Genomic DNA, 18,374 nt, shown 5'->3' on the forward strand with positions numbered 1-18,374 from the left:
CTCACTCAGCGGACGACGGCTGCGGTCATGCAGCGCCTGCGCATCGCCCGCGCAGGTTTCGAAACGGCTCAGCCACTTGTAGCCGGTCTTGGGGCTGATGCCGAACTGGCGACACAACGCACGCACGTTGGCGCCGTCCTGGCGGGCCAGGTGCACGAACTCTTGACGCAGGGACACGGTGTTCTTCTCCATCCAGACCATGGGCTTCTTCCGGGGCTTCGAAACCCCGAAAGCGTTACCCATGTCCTGGCACGGGTGTTACCCATGTCTCCGGTCCAAACAGCGCGTCAGAGAAAAGTTACCCGCCATCGCGGGGCGGACTCCCGCGGCACTGCATCGGGTCGAGAGGCTCTTCACAGAGTTATCAAGTGCATTTGCATTGTTGGGGTTCGCGCTGCTTGCCCTAACTTACCCGCTATGCGACCAGCAAGCATGCCGCCGAAGGCCTGGCAAGTGTGCAGCCCTGGACGGCACAGCGGCCGACACGCGCGCCGGCAACTCGACGCAGCGCTTCGGCACCGTCGACGAGATCGACCAGCCCATCGTCTTCCTGGCCAGCGACAAGGCGCGCTATCTGACCGGGCAGTCGTTGGCGGTGGATGGGGGAATGACGGCGCAGTGAGCGCCGCGGTCGTGCGGTGCGGGTGTTAGCCTGCACCGCACGGCCTGAACTCAGACGCAACGGCAGACGGGTTGGCACGCGCAGTTCGGTCCGCAGGCGCAGCCGGCAGTGGCTGCCGCGGCGGCCAGTTGGGTCGCAAGCGACTGGCAACCGCAGGTGCAGGAGGCGCCGGGGCAGTTGGCGCAATTGCAGGCGGGGGTGGTGGTGTTTTGCATGGATAGCTCCGTGAGGTGACAAAGATGCGGACCGGTTTGTCCGTGAAAAGAATTCTGTTCATTGCGGGCCCTGCCGGCTTGAACAAAACGGCTGATCTGCGCTGGCGCAGCGGGAGGCGTTGATGCCGTCGGCCAAGCCCATCGTCGGCATCGGCCGCGTGCTGCTGTGGAGCGGTGGCAGCCTGTGGATCGGCCGCGCCACGGGTCGCGCCCAGGCGCATGCCCATCACGCCATCCAGATTTCCATGGCCCTCACCGGGCGGCTGCGCTTGTGCAGCGACGAGCAGCCATGGCAGGCGCGCGCCGTCGCCATGGTCAGCCCGCACCAGCGCCATCAGTTCGATGGTGGCGGCGAAACGGTGGCGCAGATCTTTGTGGAGCCCGAGACCGCGCAAGGTCGTGCCCTGCTGCAGCAGTACGGTGCAGCAGCCATCGTCGACCTGCCCGTCGAGGCTATCCAGACCCTGCTTGCGGAATTGCTCGACGCATTCACCGCCGACGCGCTGGGCGAAGCCCTCGTCGATATCAGTCACCGCATCGTCGACACCTTGTGCGGTCAGGCGCCGCCCACGCTGAGCGTGGACCCGCGCATCAGCCGCGCCATCGAGTTCATGAGGGGCCGCCTGAGCGAGCCGGTGACACTGGCACAAGCCGCTGCCGCGGCACATCTGTCACCCAGCCGCTTCCGCCATCTCTTCGTCGCGCAGACCGGCATGTCGCTGCGGGCCTATCTGCTCTGGGCCCGCGTCGAAGCCGCCGTTGGTGCGGCCATGGGTGGGGTGTCGTGGACGGAAGCAGCGCAGGCCTGGGGATTTGCGGATTCGGCCCATCTCAGCCGGACGTGTCGGCGCATGTTCGGCATTGCGCCGACGATGTTGGTCAGGCCTTAGCGCGAAACAAGGCCCAAACAGGTCTGGTCAACGCGCATTGACGGTTGATGGCCTGCACGAGGCTGCCTAGCGCTGCAAGCGAAAGACTGCAGGCAATGCAACCAGTTCACGAGCGAGCGCGAACGCTGAATACGAAGCAACAAACAAGATCAGCCCCTTATCAACACCCATCGCAAAAGCCCAAATCAGTGCACTCACAGAAACCGCCCACAAAAGGAGAACAGACAGACGCCCGCCTTTGGTGGCATAGAGGGTCTTTCTGACTTGCATCGCTGATTCGGTCTGCTTCAGCTCTTCAGCGACCAAGCTCAACGCCTGGGCCTGAGCCGCTCCGGCAAAGCTGCCAATGCAGAAGGTGAGCATGGTCGCGTACCTTGCCTCGGGCCAGCCCAGATAGATCGCGACAGCAGTAACTGCCAGCCACCCGGCAATCAACAGCAGGTTGGCGCGAGGCGTCAGGCTCTTGTGCATACGGCATTGGCCTCAGTTCAATCCTTGCGCCCCGCACCAAGATACGTCTCAATCACCCTCGGGTCCGCCGCCAGCTGATCCGCCGGTCCACTGAGCCCGAACTCCCCCGTCTCCAGCACATGCCCGTGATCGGCCACTCGCAGCGCCGCACGCGCGTTCTGTTCGACGAGCAGGATGCTGACGCCACTGGCGCGCAGGTCGTCCACGATGGTGAAGATCTCGCGCACGATGAGCGGCGCCAGGCCCAGGCTGGGTTCGTCCAGCATCAACAGTTTGGGCTGGCCCATCAGCGCGCGGCCCAGGGCCAGCATCTGGCGTTCGCCGCCGGACAAGGTGCCAGCCGCTTGCGCGCGGCGCTCCTTCAGGCGCGGGAAGCGCGTGTAGACGCTGTCCATGCCGTCGCGCCAGCGCTTGTCGCCGAGCTTCTTGGGCCGCCAGCCGCCGAGCAGCAGGTTGTCCTCGACGGTCATGGTGCCGAACAGCTCGCGCTTCTCGGGCACCAGGGCCAGACCGGCGAGCACGCGCTCTTCCAGCGTCAGCTTGGCGATGTCTTCGCCCGCAAAGCGCAGCCTGCTGCTGCGCGACGGGATCAGGCCCATCAGCGCGCCCAGCAGCGTGGACTTGCCGGCGCCGTTGGGGCCGATGACGGTGACGACGCTCTTCTCCGCCGCGGTGAAGCTCAGCCCATGCAACACCTCGGCACGCCCATAGCCGGCGAGCAGGTCGACGACCTCCAGCAATGCGCTCATTCGTCCGCTCCCAGGTAGGCCGCACGCACCGCCGGGCTGGCCTGCACTTCGGCTGGTGTGCCCTCCATCAGCCAGCGACCGAACTCCATGACGACGATGCGGTCGGTCAGCCTCATGACGAAGTCCATGTCGTGCTCCACGAGCAGCAGCGACAGGCCCTCGCCCTTCAGCTGCCGCAGCACTTCGGCGAGCGCTTCCTTCTCCTTGTGGCGCAGGCCGGCGGCTGGTTCGTCCAGCAGCAGCAGCGACGGGTCGCTGGCCAGCGCGCGGGCGATCTCGACGAGGCGCTGCGGCCCCAGCGCCAAGTTGCCGGCCAGCTCATGGGCTTGGTCGCCCAAGCCGATGCGGCGCAGCTGGCGCATGGCCTCGGCGCGCGCCTGCGCCTCCTCGGCTCTGTTCAGGCCGAGCATCGCTCGCACGGTGCCGCTCTTGGTGCGCAAGTAGGTGCCCAGCGCCACGTTCTCCAGCACCGTCATGTCGGGCACCAGCTTCACATGCTGGAAGGTGCGGCTCAAGCCGGCGCGGGCGATGTCGCGGCTCTCGCGGCCGTCCATGCGTTGGCCGAGCAGCTCGACCTCGCCGCTGGTGAGCGGCAGCACGCCGGAGACAAGGTTGAAGGTCGTGCTCTTGCCCGCGCCATTGGGGCCGATGAGGCCGACGATGTCGCCGGCGCGGATCGCAAAGCTGATGTCGTTGACGGCGACCAGGCCGCCGAAGGTCTTCCTGATCTTGCGCACGTCCAGCAGCGCCGCGCCCGGCTGCGGATGGCTACGCGAACTCAAGACAGGCACCGATTCGTCCACCGCCCTCGCGCGGCCCGCCGGCAGCCAGCGCGCGATCAGCGGCCACAGGCCGTCCGGCGCAAAGCGCAGCACCAGCACCAATACGACGCCGAAGACGATGATTTCGTAGTTGCCCGAACCGCCGAAGACCATGGGCAGCACGACCTTGAGCTGGTCCTCCGCCAGTTTCACCAGCGCCGCCCCCGTGAAGGCGCCGCCGACCGTGCCGATGCCACCGAGCACGGCCATGAAGAGGTATTCGATGCCGAACTTGATGCCGAAGGGCGAGGGGTTCACGCTGCGCTGCATGTGGGCATACAGCCAGCCCGACACCGAGGCCAGCAGCGCCGCGACGACGAACATGATGAGTTTGTAGCGAAAGGTCGATGCGCCCATGGCCTCGGGCATGGTCGAGCCGCCACCGCGGTTGGTGTTCAGCGCCCGCATGATGCGGCCCGGCCGGGAGTCCAGCAGCCGCGTGACGCCCAGGGCCGCGAGCAGGGCCGCGAGCCAGATCAGCAGATAGATGCGGCGCTCGCTCTGGAAGCTGAAATCACCGAGCGTGATGGCCGGCAGGCCGAGCAGGCCGTCGTACTTGCCCAGCGCCTCCAGGTTGCCGACGAGGTAGTACAGCGCCAGGCACCAGCAGATGGTGGCCAGCGGCAGGTAGTGGCCCGACATGCGCAGCGTCAGCGCGCCGATGACCAGGGCCAGCACCAGCGTGATCGCGAGGCCCGCCACCAGCCCCAGCCACGGCGACATGCCCAGCGCGTTGCAAAGATAGCCGGTTGCGTAGGCACCGACACCGGCAAACGCGGCCTGGCCAAACGACGTCAGGCCGCCGACGCCCGTCAACAGCACAAGGCCGAGCACAACCAGAGAAAACAGGCCGATGTAGTTGAGCTGCGTGATCCAGAAATCCGGCACCGGGGCGAAGGGCAGGACCAGCAGGACCGTGGCCGCTATCGCGGCGAGCGCGGGGCGTTTCTGTGAAGCGATCATGGATTGCTGGGACCGATGAACACAGCCACAGAGGCACAGAGGCACAGAGGTTGAAAGGTCATAGCGCAACCCTTTGCAGCCCCTGCCGCAGTTGGGCGTGATTGAAGTTAATCAAAAGACCGGTGGGCACTTTCAACAACCTCAGGTAGGTCAGCAACTGCGCCGTATGAATCGGCGCAAGCCGCTCCACCGCCTTCAGTTCCACCACCAACTGCCGTTCGATCAGCAGGTCGACGCGGTAGCTGGACCCCAGCAACTCACCCTTGTAAAGCATCGGCACTTCAACCTGCCGGTCAACCTTCAGACCACGAATGCGCAACTCAATATCCATGGCAGCTTCATAAATGCTTTCAAGAAGCCCCGGCCCCAACTCCCGATGTACCTCGATGGCCGCAGCGATCACAGTTTCCGTGACCGCATAACTCTGTGCCTCTGTGCCTCTGTGGCTGTGTTCAGAGACCGTCATCAATGCTCCTCGTGGTGCGGATCCACGAAGGACCGCCAGAGGAGGATCGGCAGGATCACCGTGAAAACGATGACCTCCTTGAAGGCGCTGGCCCAGAAGGAGCCGAAGCTCTCGATAAGGCCGACGCCGATCGCGCCGGCCAGCGCCATCGGGAAGCTGGCCAAGCCACCGAACACCGCGGCGACGAAGCCCTTCAGGCCGATCAGGAAGCCGGTGTCGTAATAGATGGTCGTCGACGGCGAGATCAGCAGGCCCGACAGCGCGCCGATGAAGGCCGCCATCGTGAAGCTCAGCGAGCCGGCCGCGTCGCCCGAAATGCCCATCAGCCGCGCGCCGGTGCGGTTGATCGAGGTGGCGCGCAGGGCCTTGCCCATCAGGGTGCGCTCGAAGAAGAAGAACATCGCCACGAGCAGCGCGATGGAGGCGCCGAAGATGATCAGCGTCTGGCCCGTGAAGCTCAACGGCCCGACGTCGTAGCGCGCTTCCCAGAAGGCCGGTGTGCGATAGCCCTCGGCACCGAAGAAGACCAGGCCGACGCCGGTCAGCGCGAAGTGCACGCCGACGGACACGATGAGCAGCGTCAGCACACTGGCGCCCGACAGCGCGCGATAGGCCAGGCGGTAGAGCAGCGGGCCCATCGCCGTGACGATGGCCAGGGTCAGCAGCACCTGGATCCACAGCGCTGGCTGTTCCTGCGCCAACATCGGCAAAGCCACAGCCATGCCGATGGGAAAGCTCAGCGTCTGCATCAGCCCGAAAGCGATGCGCGCCATCGGCCGCCGCTCACGCAAACCCTGAATCACGTCCAGCATCGCAACCGCCGTGGCCATCAGCAGCAGCAGCCAGACCGTGCCCGGCACCTTGCCCATCTGCAGTGAAGCCAACGTCAGCGCGCCGAAGGCAACGAACTCGCCCTGGGGAATGAAGATGACGCGGGTGACCGAGAACACCAGCACCAGGGCAAGGGCGACCAGCGCGTAGATCGCGCCGTTGGTCAGGCCATCCAGGCCCAGGATCGCGGCAATCGTCAGGTCCATCGGGGGGGCGCGCAGGCTAGCAGCAGGAAGTGCGCGGATCGTAGCGACGATTTCCTACTCGACCCTTGCGCGAACCCTCACTTGTCCGGCTTGTCAGCCGGCCGGCGCGGCGTCTTCGCCAGCGTCCAGCGCCCCCCACCGGTCAGCTTCAGCACATGGCGGTGAAAGCCCGCCACGGCGGCGCGGTGGGCGATGCTGATCAGGGTGGTGCCGCGTTCGGCCAGCCGCTGGTACAGCCGCTTCTGGTTGGCATCATCCAGCGCGCTGGTGGCCTCATCCAGGATGGCCAGGCGCGGCGCATGCACCAGCAGGCGCGCGAATGCCAGGCGCTGCTGCTCGCCGCCGCTGAGCAGCTTTTCCCAGTCCTCGCTGCGGTCCAGGCCGCTGTCGCCTTCGGCGAGGTGGCGCAGCTGCACCTCGTCCAACACCTTCAGCAGCGCCTCGTCGTCGAGCTTGCTTTGCGTGCTGGGGTAGATGAGTTGGCTGCGCAGCGTGCCCACCTGCAGATAGGGCCGCTGCGGCAGGAAAAAGACATCCTCGCGCGGCGGGTGCAGTACCTGGCCGCTGCCCTGGGTCCACAGGCCGGCGATGGCGCGCAGCAGCGAGCTCTTGCCACAGCCACTGGCACCGGTGATCAACAGTGAGCCGCCTTCCGGCACGTGCAGGGAGAGCTTTTCGACCAGCACCCGGTCGCTGCCCGGCGCGTGCACGGTGAGGTCCTTGATGTTCAGCTCGCGGCCTTCCTGGCGGTCGATGCCGGCCTCGGGCAGTGCCGCATCCAGCACTTCGGTCATCACATGCAGGCGGTCGATGCCGGCCACGAAGCGCGAGAGGCTTTCGAAGTTGTCGATGATGAGGGACACCGCCCCCAGCACCGCCGCAAAGGCGCCACCGGCCTGCACGGCCTGACCCACCTCGAGTCGCCCGCCAAGCACGTCGGCGGCCAGCACGACGCTGGGCACCAGCAGGCTCAGCTGGCTGAAGGCCCGCTGGAAAAGGTTGAGCCCGAACTGCGCGCGGATCAGCTTGCGTGTGTTCAGCAGCGTGGCGCGCAGGCGCTGCTGCAGCTGGTGGCGCTCCTGGTCTTCACCGCCATAGAAGGCGATGGACTCGGCGTTCTCGCGCACGCGCATCAGCCGGAAGCGGAAGTCCGCCTCGCGCTTGAGCTGCCAGTAGTTGAGCCGGATCAGCGGCCGCCCGAACAGGCCGAGAGACAGCAGGGTGCCGGCCACTGCGTAGACGACGAGAAAGCCCACCAACGAATGCGACAGCGACCACAGCACGGCACTGAAGGCCACCAGTTGCATCAGCGAGCCCAGCAGGATGAGCAGGAAGTGCAGCGACCGGCTGGTGAAGGTGTTGATGTCGTCGGCGATGCGCTGGTCCGGGTTGTCGATCTCGTCGCCGGCGATGTGGAAGTAACGGCGCTCGCGCAGATAGCCGTCCAGGAAGCGGTGGGTCAGCCAGCGCCGCCAGTCGTTGGCATAGGCGTCGCGGGCGTAGTAGTAGATGGCAAAGATAGGCACCGCGAAGGCCATGATCCACAGCATGGCGCGCACCGCGGCCCAGAAGCGCGGCTCGTCGCGCGCCGCCAGTGCCGAGGTCAGCTCGCCGGTCTGGTTGTTCAGCAACACGGCGAACTGCGTCTCGGCCAGCATCAGCACGATGAGCCCGACCAAGAAGGCCCAGGCCCAGACGCGCCGGTCGCCCACCCAATAGGGTTTGGCCACGGTCATGAAGCGTTTCAATGCAGAAACAGGGGCGGCCATGAGTAAGCGATTGCAGTTGTCTAGACAAGGCTATCGTTACGGCCGGCGGTGGACTGTCGGACGGCATGCCGACGCGGCCAAAGCAAAGGCGCCCTCGCGGGGCGCCTTTGCTTTGGCGAGTTGCAGGGTCAGCCGTTGCGGGTGACCACCAGCTGGTTGTTGACCTGCTTCACCCCGTCGATGGCCGCGGCCAGCGTCGTAGCGCGCTCGCGCGACCTCGGGTCGGGCGCCTGACCGGACAGCGTCACCTGCCCGTCACGGGTGTCGACATTGATCTGCGTGGCCTTCAGCTGGTCATCCACGGCCAGCGCGGCATTGACCTTGGCCGTGATGTTCATGTCTGAAGAAACGCGGGCTGTCGCATCCGCGGCCTCGCGCGCCGACATGCGGGCGTCGGCCAGGACTTCGCTGCCTTCGCGCTTGGCATCGGCCACGGCGTTGTCCGCGCGCTGGCCGGCGCTCAGTTCATCGTCGGGCTGGCGGCTGCAGGCGCCAAGCGCGGCGGCCATGGCGAGAGTGGCCAGCAGGGGCAGGCGGGCAGTGGTGTGCTGTTTCATTGGGGCGTCCTTTCCGGTGCGAGGCCATCAGGCCGGTTTTCATACTTTGGACGTCTCTGGCCGCACCCGATTTCGGCCCAGGCGCCGATCGCCTGTCGGACCGAACCGACAGGCGCGTGTGTCAGCCAGCGTCCTACAGGCATGGGGCCCCCCGTCCCACGCCGGTCCCGGCAACCGGCCGCGAGCATGGCCTTCATGAAAGTCGCCGTCACCATTGCCGGCGCCGTCGTGCTGGTCGTCATTGCCGTCGTGGGCATGGATCTGGCCGGCTGGCCTGGCCTCGCGCCCCGGCTGGCCGCCCAGGCCGAGCGCGGCCTGGACATGGACGCCGGTGCTCGGCTGCACCTATTGTGGAAACCTCGGCTCGAGGCCCCCCGGCTGCGCGTCAGCGGCACCCGCGGCGAGCCCCTGGCCGACGCCAAGGACGTGCTGCTGAACTGGCAATGGGGTGACATCTGGGCCTGGCGCCGCGGCGCACCGCTGCGGCTGCGCCTGGTACAGGCCGAGTCCTTGTCCCTGAACTGGCAGCGTGACGCCGCCGGCCGCACGGCCTGGCCGGTGCAACCCTCGGGCGCCCGCGATGAGCCGGCCGAGCTGCCGCAGATCGACCACCTCGTCGTCCGCCACGGCAGCGCCCAGCTGGACGATGCGCCGCTGCTGTTGGTCGGCGACGCCCGCTTCGCGACCCAGGCCGACGGTCAGTGGACGGCCGATTTGAAGGGCAAGCTGCGCGGCCAGCAACTCGCGCTGAAGGCCGAAGCCGGCGCCGGGCTGGCCCTGCTCGCGCCCGCCGACACCGGCCTGCCGCCGGTGCAGCTGCGTGCCGAACTGACCCAGCGTGACGGCCGCATCGCTTTCGCCGGCACGGCCGCATCGCTGCTCGACGCCCGCGCGCTGGACGGCCAGCTGCAGGTGCGCGGCAACTCGCTGGCCGACGTCGGCCGCCCTTTCGGAATCACCCTGCCCAGCACGCCGCCGCTGGAGCTCAGCGGGCGGCTGCAGCATGCCTCGGGCGTCTGGCAGCTGGGCGGTGCCCGTGCCCGCATCGGCAAGAGCCAACTGGCCGGCGATTTCAGCTTCGACACCCGCGAGAAGTCAACACGGCGCCCCATGCTCAGCGGCATGCTGCGTGGCGGCCCGCTGCGACTGGCCGACTTAGGCCCAGCCGTCGGCGCGGATGCGCCACCCAGCCGCCCGGGCCGCGTGCTGCCCGACCGGCCGCTGGACCTGCCGTCGCTGAGCACGATGGACGCGCGCGTCGCCGTCGCGCTGACCCAGCTCGACCTCGGCAGCGCCAAGCTTGCGCCGCTGGCACCGGTGAATACCAGCGTGGTGCTGGAAGGCGGCGTGCTGACGCTGGAGAACTTCAATGCCGGCGTGGCCGGCGGCGAGCTGGCCGGCCGGCTGCGGCTGGACACGCGCCCCAGCCCGCCGCTGTGGCAGGTGCATGCCGACGTACGCGGCATGGCCATTGAGCAGTGGTTCAAGTTCCAGGCCAAGAGCCTGAGTGAACACCCCGTGACCGGCCGCATGCGCGCCGACATCGACGTGCAGGGCCACGGGGGCAGCACGGCCGCATTGCTGGCCAGCCTGAACGGCCCTATTCGCCTGCAGCTCGACAAGGGCAGCATTTCCCATCTGCTGACCGAAGCCACCGGGCTGGACCTGGCTCAAGGCCTGGGCATCCTGCTGCGCGGCGACAAGAACCTGGCGCTGAATTGCGCCCGCCTGGACGGCAATTTCAAGGCGGGTGTGCTGAGGCCACGCTCGGCCGTGGTGGACAACCGCGACAGCCGCATCGACATCGACGGCCGCATCAGCCTGGCCGACGAGACACTGGACCTGCGGGTGGTCGCCAGGCCCAAGGACTTCTCGTTGCTGACGCTGCGTTCACCGGTGCGCGTGCAGGGCACTTTGGGCGACCCGCGCATCGCCCTGGAGGGCAAGGCCCTGGGCGGCAAGGCCATTGCCGCCATCGCCCTGGGGGCGCTGGCGCCGCCGGCCGCCCTGTTGGCCTTCGTCGATCCCGGGGAGGACCTGCCGCCCGTGAGCTGCGATGGACCGGCTGCGGCGCCACGTGCGGATGCGAGCGCCAAGCCGGCTGTAACCGCGTCGGCGGCTTCCTACCCGGCAGCGCGGCGGGGGCCGGCACCCCAGCACCAGCGCCAGCCCTAGATTAGCGATGCCAACAGTCCAAGGAGAAACCTCATGCTGCGTTACGCGATCATCTTCTTTGTTGTCGCCCTCGTGGCGGCCCTGTTCGGCTTTGGCGGCATTGCCGCCAGCGCCGCAGGCATTGCCCAACTGCTGTTTTACGGCTTCATCATCCTGGCCATCATCAGCCTGGTGGTGGGGTTGATGCGCAGATAGCGACTCGGTTCGTCCCTGCGCGTGGCCCGCGTTCAGCTTCGAGAAGAAGCGCGACGCGGGCCACGCTTTTTGGTGCAGTTCCGACAGGCCTGCCACAAGCTGACAGGCTTGGAGCAAGGATCAATCAACGGGCCAGGCGCTCAACGGCCGCGATGGGGCTGTTCCTGGATGGCGTCGAGGAACTCGCGCAACGTCTCGCTGCAAGGCCCCTGGGGGCAGAGGAAGAGGCCTTCGGCCTCGGCGGGCACATCGGCCGCAAAGCCCAGTGTGCTCAGCGAATTCATCGCGTCGCCGCATAGCGCCACGGTGCGGCCGCAGCGCCAGGCCATTTTCAGCAGGGCTTGCAACTTGGCGCAGCCGGTTGGTGCAGCCCAGGCGTCGGAATTCAGCACGATAAGGCCGTCGGCCCAATCCGCCTCGACGGGCGGTTCGCCGAACTCGTCGTCCAGACGCCAGTCCAGGCGATGCACGCTGCTGTTTGCCGCCAGTACCGCCAGGTCGGCTTCGCAAGCCTGCATCACATCGGCCGTGCCGACCACGCAGATCAGCACGTCCGCAGCCTGCGAAGGTGCTGTTTCCAGCCGGGGCGGGCTGTCCATCATCGTGTCCATGATTGCATCTCCGCAAATCGGGATGCTTCACTCTCGCGCGGCCACCTCCGCACCCGCGTGAGCCTGCGGCGCGACGCCGTGTAGGACGGCGCGCCAGGCCCGCCTCAGTCCCCCAGGCGACGCTCCAGCATCGCATCGACGCTGTCCGCCAGGCGGCTCAGCAGCCCGCCGAGCACCGCCACCTCCTCGGCGCTGAAGCCCTGCAGCGCCTCCGCGCTCAACGCCTGCATAACGCCACGCGCCTTGGGCATGCGCTCGCGGCAGGCGGTCGTCAGCGAGATGAGGCGGCTGCGGCCGTCCTCGGGGTCGGGCACTCGCTCGACGAGGCCGTCTCTTTCCATGCGCGCCAGCAACTGGGCCATGCTGGGTTGCTCCACATGGGCCAGCCGCGCCAGCTCCGCCTGGGAGCGCGGCTTGCCGTCCTTCAGCGCCATCAGCACCGGCAGCTGGCCCAGCGCGAAGCCCTGCTCGCGCAGCAATTGGTCGGCCATGCGCTGGAAACCGCGGTGGACATGGCCGATCAGCTTCAGCGGCGGTTGGGGTTCTCGAGGCTCGGGCATGGACGCACAGAAAGGACTGATGAACGGTCCTTGACTTTACATAGGCGCCTATCTTAATATGAATAGGCTCCTATGCAGCGAGCTCGGCGTCTCATCCCGCTCCAGTCTCTGCTGCCACGTCCGGGCACGCCCTCGCGCACACTGCGTGGCAATCCCAACGCCGCCATCGAGCGGCACGCCAGCGCCCAACATCCCCCCATCAGGCCCCGCGCCTGCCACCGCCGCCGCCCATGCCCGAAGCCACCGCTCCAGCCACTGCCCCGCCGCTCGCCTTCACCCCCTACCAGCGCTTTGCCACCGGCCTGCTGACACTGCTGCAGTTCGCCGTCATCCTGGACTTCATGATCATGTCGCCGCTCGGCGCCATGATCATGCCGGCCATGTCGATGACAGCCCAGCAGTTCGGCCTGGTCGTGTCGGCCTATGCCTTCAGCGCCGGCATCTCCGGCCTGCTGACGGCAGGCTTTGCCGACCGCTTCGACCGCAAGAAGCTGCTGCTGTTCTTCTACGGCGGGTTTCTGCTCGGCACGCTGTGGTGCGGCCTGGCCACCAGCTTCGAGTCGCTGCTGATGGCGCGCATCGTCACCGGGCTGTTCGGCGGTGTCATCGGCTCCATCGTCATGGCCATCGCCGCCGACCTCTTCGAGCCGGCACTGCGGGGGCGCGTCATGGGCCTGCTGCAGGGCGGCTTTGCGGCCAGCCAGGTGCTGGGCCTGCCTTTCGGCCTCTACCTCGCCACGCACTGGGACTGGCACGCGCCCTTCATGGCATTGGTGGCCTTCGGAGCAGTCGGCGGCCTGCTGATCGCCTGGCGCATGAAGCCGGTGGATGCCCACTTGAAGCTGCAGAGCGACCGCAGCGCCTTCGCCCACCTCTGGCACACCGTCGCCAAGGCCCGCCATGTGCACGCCTTCGTCATCACGGCGCTGCTGACGACCGGCGGCTTCATGATCATGCCCTTCGCCAGCGCCTTCTCGGTGAACAACGTCGGCATCGACCTGCAGCACCTGCCCATGGTCTATCTCGTCACCGGCATCAGCACGATGTTCGTCGCGCCGCTGGTGGGCCGCCTCGTCGATCGCTTCGGCCCATTGCCGGTGTTCTTCACGGGCAGTGCCATCACCATCGTGATGGTGGCGATCTACACGCGGCTGGGTCCGTCATCGCTGACGACGCTGGTCGTCGTCAACGTCATCCTCTTCGCCGGCATCTTCTCGCGCATGGTGCCCTGGCAGGTTGTCGTCACCGGCATCCCCGCGCCGGAGCAGCGCGGCGCCTTCACGGCCATCAATGCGGCGTTGCAGCAGCTGGCTGGCGGCCTGGCGGCGCTGGTGTCCGGCCATATCGTGAGCATTGGCACCGACGGCAGGCTGGAGCACTTTCCGTGGGTCGGCAACGTGCTGATCGGCACGACGCTGATCGTCTGTGTGCTGCTGTGGCAGTTGCAGAAGAACGTGCCCAGGAAAAGTCCACGCTGACGAGCAGGCCGCGCCCCCCGGCCCGGCGGCCAGGCGGATGCTGGCGCCATTGCGCGCTGCCACTCACCCGACGTGGCCGAATCCCGGCGCAGGCACGCAGCGCCCCTGAAACGAGGCGTTTGTCACGGGTTGCCGTCTGGTGCCACATGCGGGCCGATGTCGCGTTGCCCCCGTCATGTCGCTGCGTTATCGTCGAGCGACCGGGTCACCGTTGGGAGGGTGCATGGGGCAGCCACAAAGCCGGGCATGTTGCATTGCAGCAGCTGCGCTATGGGCGGCGCCCGCGGCGGCCCAGGCCCCTCTGGTCGACCTCAGCCTGGAAGAGCTCGGTAACGTCACCATCACCTCCACTGCCAAGCGTGAACAGCGCCTGGGGGATGCGGCGGCCTCACTCTTTGTCATCACCGCCGACGACATCCGCCGCGCCGGCGTGACCCGCCTGCCCGAGGCCCTGCGCCTGGCGCCGAATCTGCACGTCGCCGAAACCTCGAGCGGCGACTATTCGATTAGTGCACGCGGCTTCAATGCCGGCTCGGCCAACAAGTTGCTCGTCCTTGTCGACGGGCGCTCGGTCTACACGCCGCTGTTTGCCGGCGTTTTCTGGGACGTGCAGGACGTGGCACTGGAAGACATCGATCGCATCGAGGTCAGCAGCGGCCCCGGCAGCACACTGTGGGGCGTCAACGCCGTCAACGGCGTCATCAACATCATCACGCGCAGTGCCTCGACCACGCGCGGCAGCCTGGTATCGGCGGCGACGGGCAGCCACGAGCGCGACACGGTGCTGCGCCATGGCTGGTCGCTGGGCGACGGCGGCGACATGCGCCTCTACCTCAAGCACACCAGCCAAGGCCGCACCGAAACGGCGGCGGGCACGCCCGTGGAGGATGCGGGCCACATGCTCAGGGGCGGCTTTCGCGCCGACTGGGGCCGCGGCAACGATCGCGTCACACTGCAGGGCAATGCCTATCGCGGCAACCACGGCCAGCCGCTGCCGGGCAGCATCGACGTCACGGGCGTGAACTTCGCGCTGGACACCATCCGGCTCTCCGGTGCCAACCTGCTGGCGCGCTGGGATGGGCCGATCGGCGGCGGCGAACTCAGCGTGCAGGGCTATCTGGACCGCACCGTGCGCGTGAACCCGCCCACCTTCGACGAGACGCTGGAGATCGCCGATTTCGAAGTGCAGTACACGTTGCGGCCCACGCCTGACCACACCGTCGTGCTAGGCGCCAACCATCGTCGCTCGCAGGACCGCGTCGGCCACGGCGCGCCTGAGTTCGCCTTCCTGCCCGAGCGACTGAACCAGGCCTGGACCAGCCTGTTTGTTCAGGACGAGGTCGCGGTTGCCGAGGGCCTGCGCGTGACACTCGGTGCGCGTGTCGAACGCAATGACTACACGGGCAACGAGTTCCTGCCCAATCTGCGCCTGGCATGGAAGCCTTCGCCCGGCCAGCTGTGGTGGGCTTCGGCCGCACACACCGTGCGCGCGCCCTCGCGGCTGGACCGCGACATCTACATCCCTGCCCAGCCGCCTTTCATCCTCGACGGCGGCGCGGGCTTTCGCGCCGAGACGGCCAATGTGCTGGAGCTCGGCTACCGCGGCCAGCCACTGCCCGCACTGACGCTGTCGGCCACGGCCTTTCATGGCAACTACGACCATCTGCGCACCCAGGAGCTGGCGCCCAGCGGCACGTCGGTCTATTTCGGCAACGGCATGAAAGGCCGCGTCAGCGGCCTGGAGGCCTGGGGCAGCCTGCAGGCTGCGTCCTGGCTGCGCCTGCACGGCGGCGTCACGCTGCTGAGGCCGCACCTGCAGCTCAAGCCGGGCAGCATCGACACCGCCGACTCCGTGGCCGCCGCCTCCGGCGCCATGCCACGCCAGCTGTGGCGGCTGCGTGCGGCCTTCAACCTGCCCAGCGATGCCGAACTGGACCTCATGCTGCGCCATGTCGGCGCCCTGAGCGCGCCAGACGTGCCGGCCTACACGGCCGTGGACCTGCGCCTTGGCCGGCGCATCGGCCCCGATGTCGACCTCGCGCTGGTGGCCCAGAACCTGTTCGGCAGCCACGGCGAGTTCACCGCCATCCAAACCCGCACCGAGTTCGGCCGCAACCTCATGCTCCAGATGCGCATGCGCTTCTTCTGATGAAGGTCGCCCGCCTCGCCCGCCGAACGCTGCTGCTCGCGGCGTTGGCCATCGCGGGCGGCGCGCGTGCGGGCGACGATGACGGCATGGCCGAATACCAGGTCAAGGCCGCCTTCGTCTGCAAGTTCGGCAACTACATCGACTGGCCACCGCAGTCGCTGGGCCCGGTGGGCGAGCCGTCTCGCATCGGCGTGCTGGCCAGCGAGGCGGTCGTCGAGGAGTTCCGCCGCACCGCCACGGCCACCTCCGTGGCCGGGCGGCCCGTCGAGGTGCGCCGGCTCGTGCGCGGCGAAGTGCCAGAGGGCGTCCACGCCCTCTTCGTTTCGCGCGGCATGGTCTCCTACACACCCAACCTGCTCGCGGCCGTACAAGGGAGGCCAGTCCTCACAGTCACCGAGTTTGACCCCGGCGGCGCAATGGGCATGATCAATTTCGTCGTCATCGACGACAAGGTGCGTTTTGACATCCTGTTGCCGCCCGCCACGCAAAGCGGCCTCAAGATCAGCGTGCGCCTGCTCGGCGTCGCGCGTCGGGTTGAAGGCAAGTCATAGATGTTCAGGCTCTCACTCCAACGGAGACTGCTCGGCGTCACGATGTTGACGGCCCTGGTCGCGTTGCTTGTCGCGCTGGGCGCGATGGTGGCCTATGACCTGAAGTCCTATCACGAAGGCTGGGTGGCTGATCTCAAGGCCCAGGCCGAGTTGCTCGGCCATTCGACGGCGCCGGCGCTGGAGTTCGACGACGTCAAGGTGGCCAGCGAGAACCTTGCGCTGCTGCGCCTGCAGCCGCGCGTGCGTGCCGCCGCCATCTACGGCGCCCAGGGCGAGCGCTTCGCCTCCTACACGGCCGCGGGCGCCGACGCGCCGCTGCCCGCGCATGCTGAAAAGCAGGGCGTGCACCGTGCCGACCGCGACATCGCCGTCGCCCTGCCCATCGTGCAGGACGGGCGCGCCATCGGCAGCGTCTATCTGCGCGCCGAGTACGCGCTGCATGACCGCGTGCTGACCTATCTCGGCATCGCCGCGGTGGTCGCCCTGGCCGCGCTGGGCATCGCTTTCCTGTTTTCCATGCGGCTGCAGCGCGCCGTGGTGCAGCCCATCCTCGCCATCAGCGATGTGGCCCGCGACGTCATGCAGCGCCAGGACTATTCGCGCCGGGCCGCCAAGATGACCGACGATGAGGTCGGCGTGCTGGCCGATTCCTTCAACGGCATGCTGGGTGAGATCGAGAAGCACGCCCAGGAAGTCATGCGGCTCAACGAGCAGCTGGAAGCCCGCGTGCACGAGCGCACCGCCCAGCTCGAGACCTCCAATGAGGACTTGCGGCTCGCCACCGCCGTGGCCGAGAAGGCCAACCGCGCGAAGTCGGAATTCCTGTCCAGCATGAGCCACGAGCTGCGCACGCCGCTGAACGCCATCATCGGTTTCGGCCAACTGCTGGGCACCAACATCGCTGACGCCAAGCCCGAGCGGCGCCAGGAGTTTGTCGACCACATCGTCGGCGCCGGCAAGCATCTGCTGACGCTGATCAACGAGATCCTCAACCTCGCGCGCATCGAGAGCGGCCATGTGGAGCTGTCGGTCGAGCCGGTGCCGCTGGACGATGTGCTGGCGGAATGCCGCAAGATGATCGAGCCGATGGCCAGCCAGCGCGCCATCGCCACCCAGTTCGTCAACAGCAGCGGCTGCGTGGCGCTGGCCGACCGCATGCGGCTCAAGCAGGTGGTGCTCAACCTCGTCAGCAACGCCATCAAGTACAACCGCCCCGGCGGCTCGGTGCGCGTGGACTGCGACCGGTTCGATGCCGGGCATGTGCGCATCTCGGTGAAGGACACCGGCGCCGGGCTCAAGCCCGAGCAGGTCGAGGCGCTGTTCCAGCCCTTCAACCGCCTCGGCCAGGAGGGCGGCCCCGAGCAGGGCACCGGCATCGGCCTGGTCGTCACCCAGCGCCTGGTCGAGCTGATGGGCGGCCAGATCGGCGTGCACAGTGTGCCCGGCGAAGGCAGCGTGTTCTGGGTCGACCTGCGGGCCAGCGAACTGCCCGCCGTGCCGCACGCCGAAACCGACTGGGGCGACCTGGCCAGCCTGACGGCCGCGCCGCGTGAGGGCGAGGCGCCAGCCACCGTGCTCTATGTGGAAGACAACCCCGCCAGCCGCCAGCTCGTCGAGGAGCTGCTGGCCGCACGCGGCGACATCCGGCTGCTGACGGCGCCCGACGGCCAGCGCGGGGTCGAGATGGCCCGGCAATATGTGCCCGACGTCATCCTGATGGACAACAACATGCCGCGCATGACCGGGCGCGAGGCCCAGTCCATCCTGCACATGGACCCGCGAACAGCCCATATCCCCATCATCGCGCTGACCGCCAACGCCATGCCCGATGCCGCGGTGGCGGGCCTGGCCGCAGGCTTCTTCCGCTACCTGACCAAGCCGCTGGAGCCGCGGCGGCTGCTGGAGGCGCTGGACAGCGCGCTGGCCACCGCGCGGGCGCGACGCTAGACGGCTGCCGCGGGTTTCTGCTGCTGATCGCGAAAGCGCCGCTGAGCCAGCACCAGCATGCGGGCGAAGGAGACGACCGGGCGCGGCAGCGGCTGCGGCCGCGGAAGCGTGGGCAGGGGCAAGGTGTTCATCTGAAGTCCTCAGTGAA

General features: G+C 67.7%; 19 protein-coding genes. 8 read left to right on the forward strand and 11 right to left on the reverse strand.

Annotated features, from left to right (window positions below):
* Positions 1-201, reverse strand: a 201-nt coding sequence (locus tag ACXJKM_RS11050) for a helix-turn-helix domain-containing protein (RefSeq protein ID WP_457352332.1), incomplete at its 3' end; no start/stop codon positions are given.
* Here ACXJKM_RS11050 and ACXJKM_RS11055 point away from each other — a divergent pair.
* Together ACXJKM_RS11055 and ACXJKM_RS11060 are read left to right on the forward strand one after the other, a co-directional pair.
* Positions 179-622 carry an SDR family oxidoreductase gene (locus ACXJKM_RS11055; RefSeq protein WP_457352334.1) on the forward strand — a complete coding sequence of 148 codons (444 nt, stop codon included), beginning with the start codon at positions 179-181 and terminating at the stop codon, positions 620-622. The two genes, ACXJKM_RS11050 and ACXJKM_RS11055, sit on opposite strands and share 23 nt — an antisense overlap.
* A gap of 337 nt (positions 623-959) precedes the next feature.
* Positions 960-1,727 (forward strand): helix-turn-helix transcriptional regulator, encoded by a 768-nt coding sequence (locus ACXJKM_RS11060; RefSeq protein WP_457352335.1) that lies wholly within the window; start codon positions 960-962, stop codon positions 1,725-1,727.
* A gap of 66 nt (positions 1,728-1,793) precedes the next feature.
* Here the strand turns inward: ACXJKM_RS11060 and ACXJKM_RS11065 are convergent, their stop codons facing one another.
* The 7 genes from ACXJKM_RS11065 to ACXJKM_RS11095 form a co-directional block, all read right to left on the reverse strand.
* Complete coding sequence (locus ACXJKM_RS11065; protein ID WP_457352337.1) at positions 1,794-2,198, reverse strand: hypothetical protein; 405 nt, start codon at positions 2,196-2,198, stop codon at positions 1,794-1,796.
* A 17-nt stretch (positions 2,199-2,215) separates the two neighbouring features.
* The gene (locus ACXJKM_RS11070) at positions 2,216-2,947 is read right to left on the reverse strand and encodes an ABC transporter ATP-binding protein (protein ID WP_457352338.1); all 732 of its coding nucleotides are present in this window, start codon (positions 2,945-2,947) and stop codon (positions 2,216-2,218) included.
* Positions 2,944-4,731, reverse strand: a complete 1,788-nt coding sequence (locus ACXJKM_RS11075) for a branched-chain amino acid ABC transporter ATP-binding protein/permease (RefSeq protein ID WP_457352340.1) — start codon at positions 4,729-4,731, stop codon at positions 2,944-2,946. Before ACXJKM_RS11075 ends, ACXJKM_RS11070 begins: the two co-directional genes overlap by 4 nt.
* Positions 4,732-4,789: 58 nt before the next feature.
* A complete protein-coding gene (locus ACXJKM_RS11080) occupies positions 4,790-5,197 on the reverse strand; it encodes a GxxExxY protein (RefSeq protein WP_457352342.1) in 408 nt (135 codons plus the stop codon).
* The gene (locus tag ACXJKM_RS11085) at positions 5,197-6,234 is read right to left on the reverse strand and encodes a branched-chain amino acid ABC transporter permease (protein ID WP_457352344.1); all 1,038 of its coding nucleotides are present in this window, start codon (positions 6,232-6,234) and stop codon (positions 5,197-5,199) included. The genes ACXJKM_RS11080 and ACXJKM_RS11085 overlap by 1 nt, the downstream gene beginning before the upstream one ends.
* Before the next feature lie 77 nt (positions 6,235-6,311).
* Positions 6,312-7,970: an ABC transporter ATP-binding protein/permease gene (locus tag ACXJKM_RS11090; RefSeq protein WP_056204709.1), complete on the reverse strand. Its 1,659-nt coding sequence runs from the start codon at positions 7,968-7,970 to the stop codon at positions 6,312-6,314.
* A gap of 161 nt (positions 7,971-8,131) precedes the next feature.
* On the reverse strand, positions 8,132-8,560 hold the full coding sequence (locus ACXJKM_RS11095; RefSeq protein ID WP_457320212.1) for a BON domain-containing protein: 429 nt from the start codon (positions 8,558-8,560) through the stop codon (positions 8,132-8,134).
* A gap of 195 nt (positions 8,561-8,755) precedes the next feature.
* On the opposite strand from ACXJKM_RS11095, the gene ACXJKM_RS11100 reads away from it, so the two are divergent.
* Together ACXJKM_RS11100 and ACXJKM_RS11105 are read left to right on the forward strand one after the other, a co-directional pair.
* Positions 8,756-10,735 carry an AsmA family protein gene (locus ACXJKM_RS11100; protein WP_457320211.1) on the forward strand — a complete coding sequence of 660 codons (1,980 nt, stop codon included), beginning with the start codon at positions 8,756-8,758 and terminating at the stop codon, positions 10,733-10,735.
* Positions 10,736-10,768: 33 nt separating this feature from the next.
* Positions 10,769-10,930 (forward strand): DUF1328 domain-containing protein, encoded by a 162-nt coding sequence (locus ACXJKM_RS11105; protein ID WP_082533043.1) that lies wholly within the window; start codon positions 10,769-10,771, stop codon positions 10,928-10,930.
* Positions 10,931-11,070: 140 nt separating this feature from the next.
* Here the strand turns inward: ACXJKM_RS11105 and ACXJKM_RS11110 are convergent, their stop codons facing one another.
* Positions 11,071-11,541, reverse strand: coding sequence for a hypothetical protein (locus tag ACXJKM_RS11110; protein WP_056204716.1), 471 nt, complete (start codon positions 11,539-11,541; stop codon positions 11,071-11,073).
* A 104-nt stretch (positions 11,542-11,645) separates the two neighbouring features.
* Entirely contained in the window at positions 11,646-12,101 is a 456-nt protein-coding gene (locus ACXJKM_RS11115; protein ID WP_056204720.1) for a MarR family winged helix-turn-helix transcriptional regulator, read from the reverse strand.
* A 230-nt stretch (positions 12,102-12,331) separates the two neighbouring features.
* On the opposite strand from ACXJKM_RS11115, the gene ACXJKM_RS11120 reads away from it, so the two are divergent.
* The 4 genes from ACXJKM_RS11120 (at position 12,332) to ACXJKM_RS11135 (ending at position 18,226) form a co-directional block, all read left to right on the forward strand.
* Entirely contained in the window at positions 12,332-13,579 is a 1,248-nt protein-coding gene (locus tag ACXJKM_RS11120; protein ID WP_457352347.1) for an MFS transporter, read from the forward strand.
* A 223-nt stretch (positions 13,580-13,802) separates the two neighbouring features.
* Positions 13,803-15,728 carry a TonB-dependent receptor plug domain-containing protein gene (locus ACXJKM_RS11125; RefSeq protein ID WP_457352349.1) on the forward strand — a complete coding sequence of 642 codons (1,926 nt, stop codon included), beginning with the start codon at positions 13,803-13,805 and terminating at the stop codon, positions 15,726-15,728.
* The gene (locus ACXJKM_RS11130) at positions 15,728-16,279 is read left to right on the forward strand and encodes a YfiR family protein (protein ID WP_457352351.1); all 552 of its coding nucleotides are present in this window, start codon (positions 15,728-15,730) and stop codon (positions 16,277-16,279) included. The genes ACXJKM_RS11125 and ACXJKM_RS11130 overlap by 1 nt, the downstream gene beginning before the upstream one ends.
* Positions 16,280-18,226 (forward strand): ATP-binding protein, encoded by a 1,947-nt coding sequence (locus ACXJKM_RS11135; RefSeq protein WP_457352353.1) that lies wholly within the window; start codon positions 16,280-16,282, stop codon positions 18,224-18,226.
* On the opposite strand, the gene ACXJKM_RS11140 is transcribed toward ACXJKM_RS11135, so the two are convergent.
* Entirely contained in the window at positions 18,223-18,357 is a 135-nt protein-coding gene (locus ACXJKM_RS11140; RefSeq protein ID WP_457320199.1) for a hypothetical protein, read from the reverse strand. The two genes, ACXJKM_RS11135 and ACXJKM_RS11140, sit on opposite strands and share 4 nt — an antisense overlap.
* Between the last annotated feature and the right edge of the window lie 17 nt (positions 18,358-18,374).

This window comes from Roseateles sp. P5_D6 (assembly GCF_054049415.1).

Excerpts from the sequence above, each read along its gene's own strand:
- ACXJKM_RS11060 (WP_457352335.1), top strand. The coding sequence starts at position 960 with ATGCCGTCGGCCAAGCCCATCGTCGGCATCGGCCGCGTGCTGCTGTGG.
- ACXJKM_RS11065 (WP_457352337.1), bottom strand. The coding sequence starts at position 2,198 with ATGCACAAGAGCCTGACGCCTCGCGCCAACCTGCTGTTGATTGCCGGG.
- ACXJKM_RS11070 (WP_457352338.1), bottom strand. The coding sequence starts at position 2,947 with ATGAGCGCATTGCTGGAGGTCGTCGACCTGCTCGCCGGCTATGGGCGT.
- ACXJKM_RS11075 (WP_457352340.1), bottom strand. The coding sequence starts at position 4,731 with ATGATCGCTTCACAGAAACGCCCCGCGCTCGCCGCGATAGCGGCCACG.
- ACXJKM_RS11080 (WP_457352342.1), bottom strand. The coding sequence starts at position 5,197 with ATGACGGTCTCTGAACACAGCCACAGAGGCACAGAGGCACAGAGTTAT.
- ACXJKM_RS11085 (WP_457352344.1), bottom strand. The coding sequence starts at position 6,234 with ATGGACCTGACGATTGCCGCGATCCTGGGCCTGGATGGCCTGACCAAC.
- ACXJKM_RS11090 (WP_056204709.1), bottom strand. The coding sequence starts at position 7,970 with ATGACCGTGGCCAAACCCTATTGGGTGGGCGACCGGCGCGTCTGGGCC.
- ACXJKM_RS11095 (WP_457320212.1), bottom strand. The coding sequence starts at position 8,560 with ATGAAACAGCACACCACTGCCCGCCTGCCCCTGCTGGCCACTCTCGCC.
- ACXJKM_RS11100 (WP_457320211.1), top strand. The coding sequence starts at position 8,756 with ATGAAAGTCGCCGTCACCATTGCCGGCGCCGTCGTGCTGGTCGTCATT.
- ACXJKM_RS11105 (WP_082533043.1), top strand. The coding sequence starts at position 10,769 with ATGCTGCGTTACGCGATCATCTTCTTTGTTGTCGCCCTCGTGGCGGCC.
- ACXJKM_RS11110 (WP_056204716.1), bottom strand. The coding sequence starts at position 11,541 with ATGGACACGATGATGGACAGCCCGCCCCGGCTGGAAACAGCACCTTCG.
- ACXJKM_RS11115 (WP_056204720.1), bottom strand. The coding sequence starts at position 12,101 with ATGCCCGAGCCTCGAGAACCCCAACCGCCGCTGAAGCTGATCGGCCAT.
- ACXJKM_RS11120 (WP_457352347.1), top strand. The coding sequence starts at position 12,332 with ATGCCCGAAGCCACCGCTCCAGCCACTGCCCCGCCGCTCGCCTTCACC.
- ACXJKM_RS11125 (WP_457352349.1), top strand. The coding sequence starts at position 13,803 with ATGGGGCAGCCACAAAGCCGGGCATGTTGCATTGCAGCAGCTGCGCTA.
- ACXJKM_RS11130 (WP_457352351.1), top strand. The coding sequence starts at position 15,728 with ATGAAGGTCGCCCGCCTCGCCCGCCGAACGCTGCTGCTCGCGGCGTTG.
- ACXJKM_RS11135 (WP_457352353.1), top strand. The coding sequence starts at position 16,280 with ATGTTCAGGCTCTCACTCCAACGGAGACTGCTCGGCGTCACGATGTTG.
- ACXJKM_RS11140 (WP_457320199.1), bottom strand. The coding sequence starts at position 18,357 with ATGAACACCTTGCCCCTGCCCACGCTTCCGCGGCCGCAGCCGCTGCCG.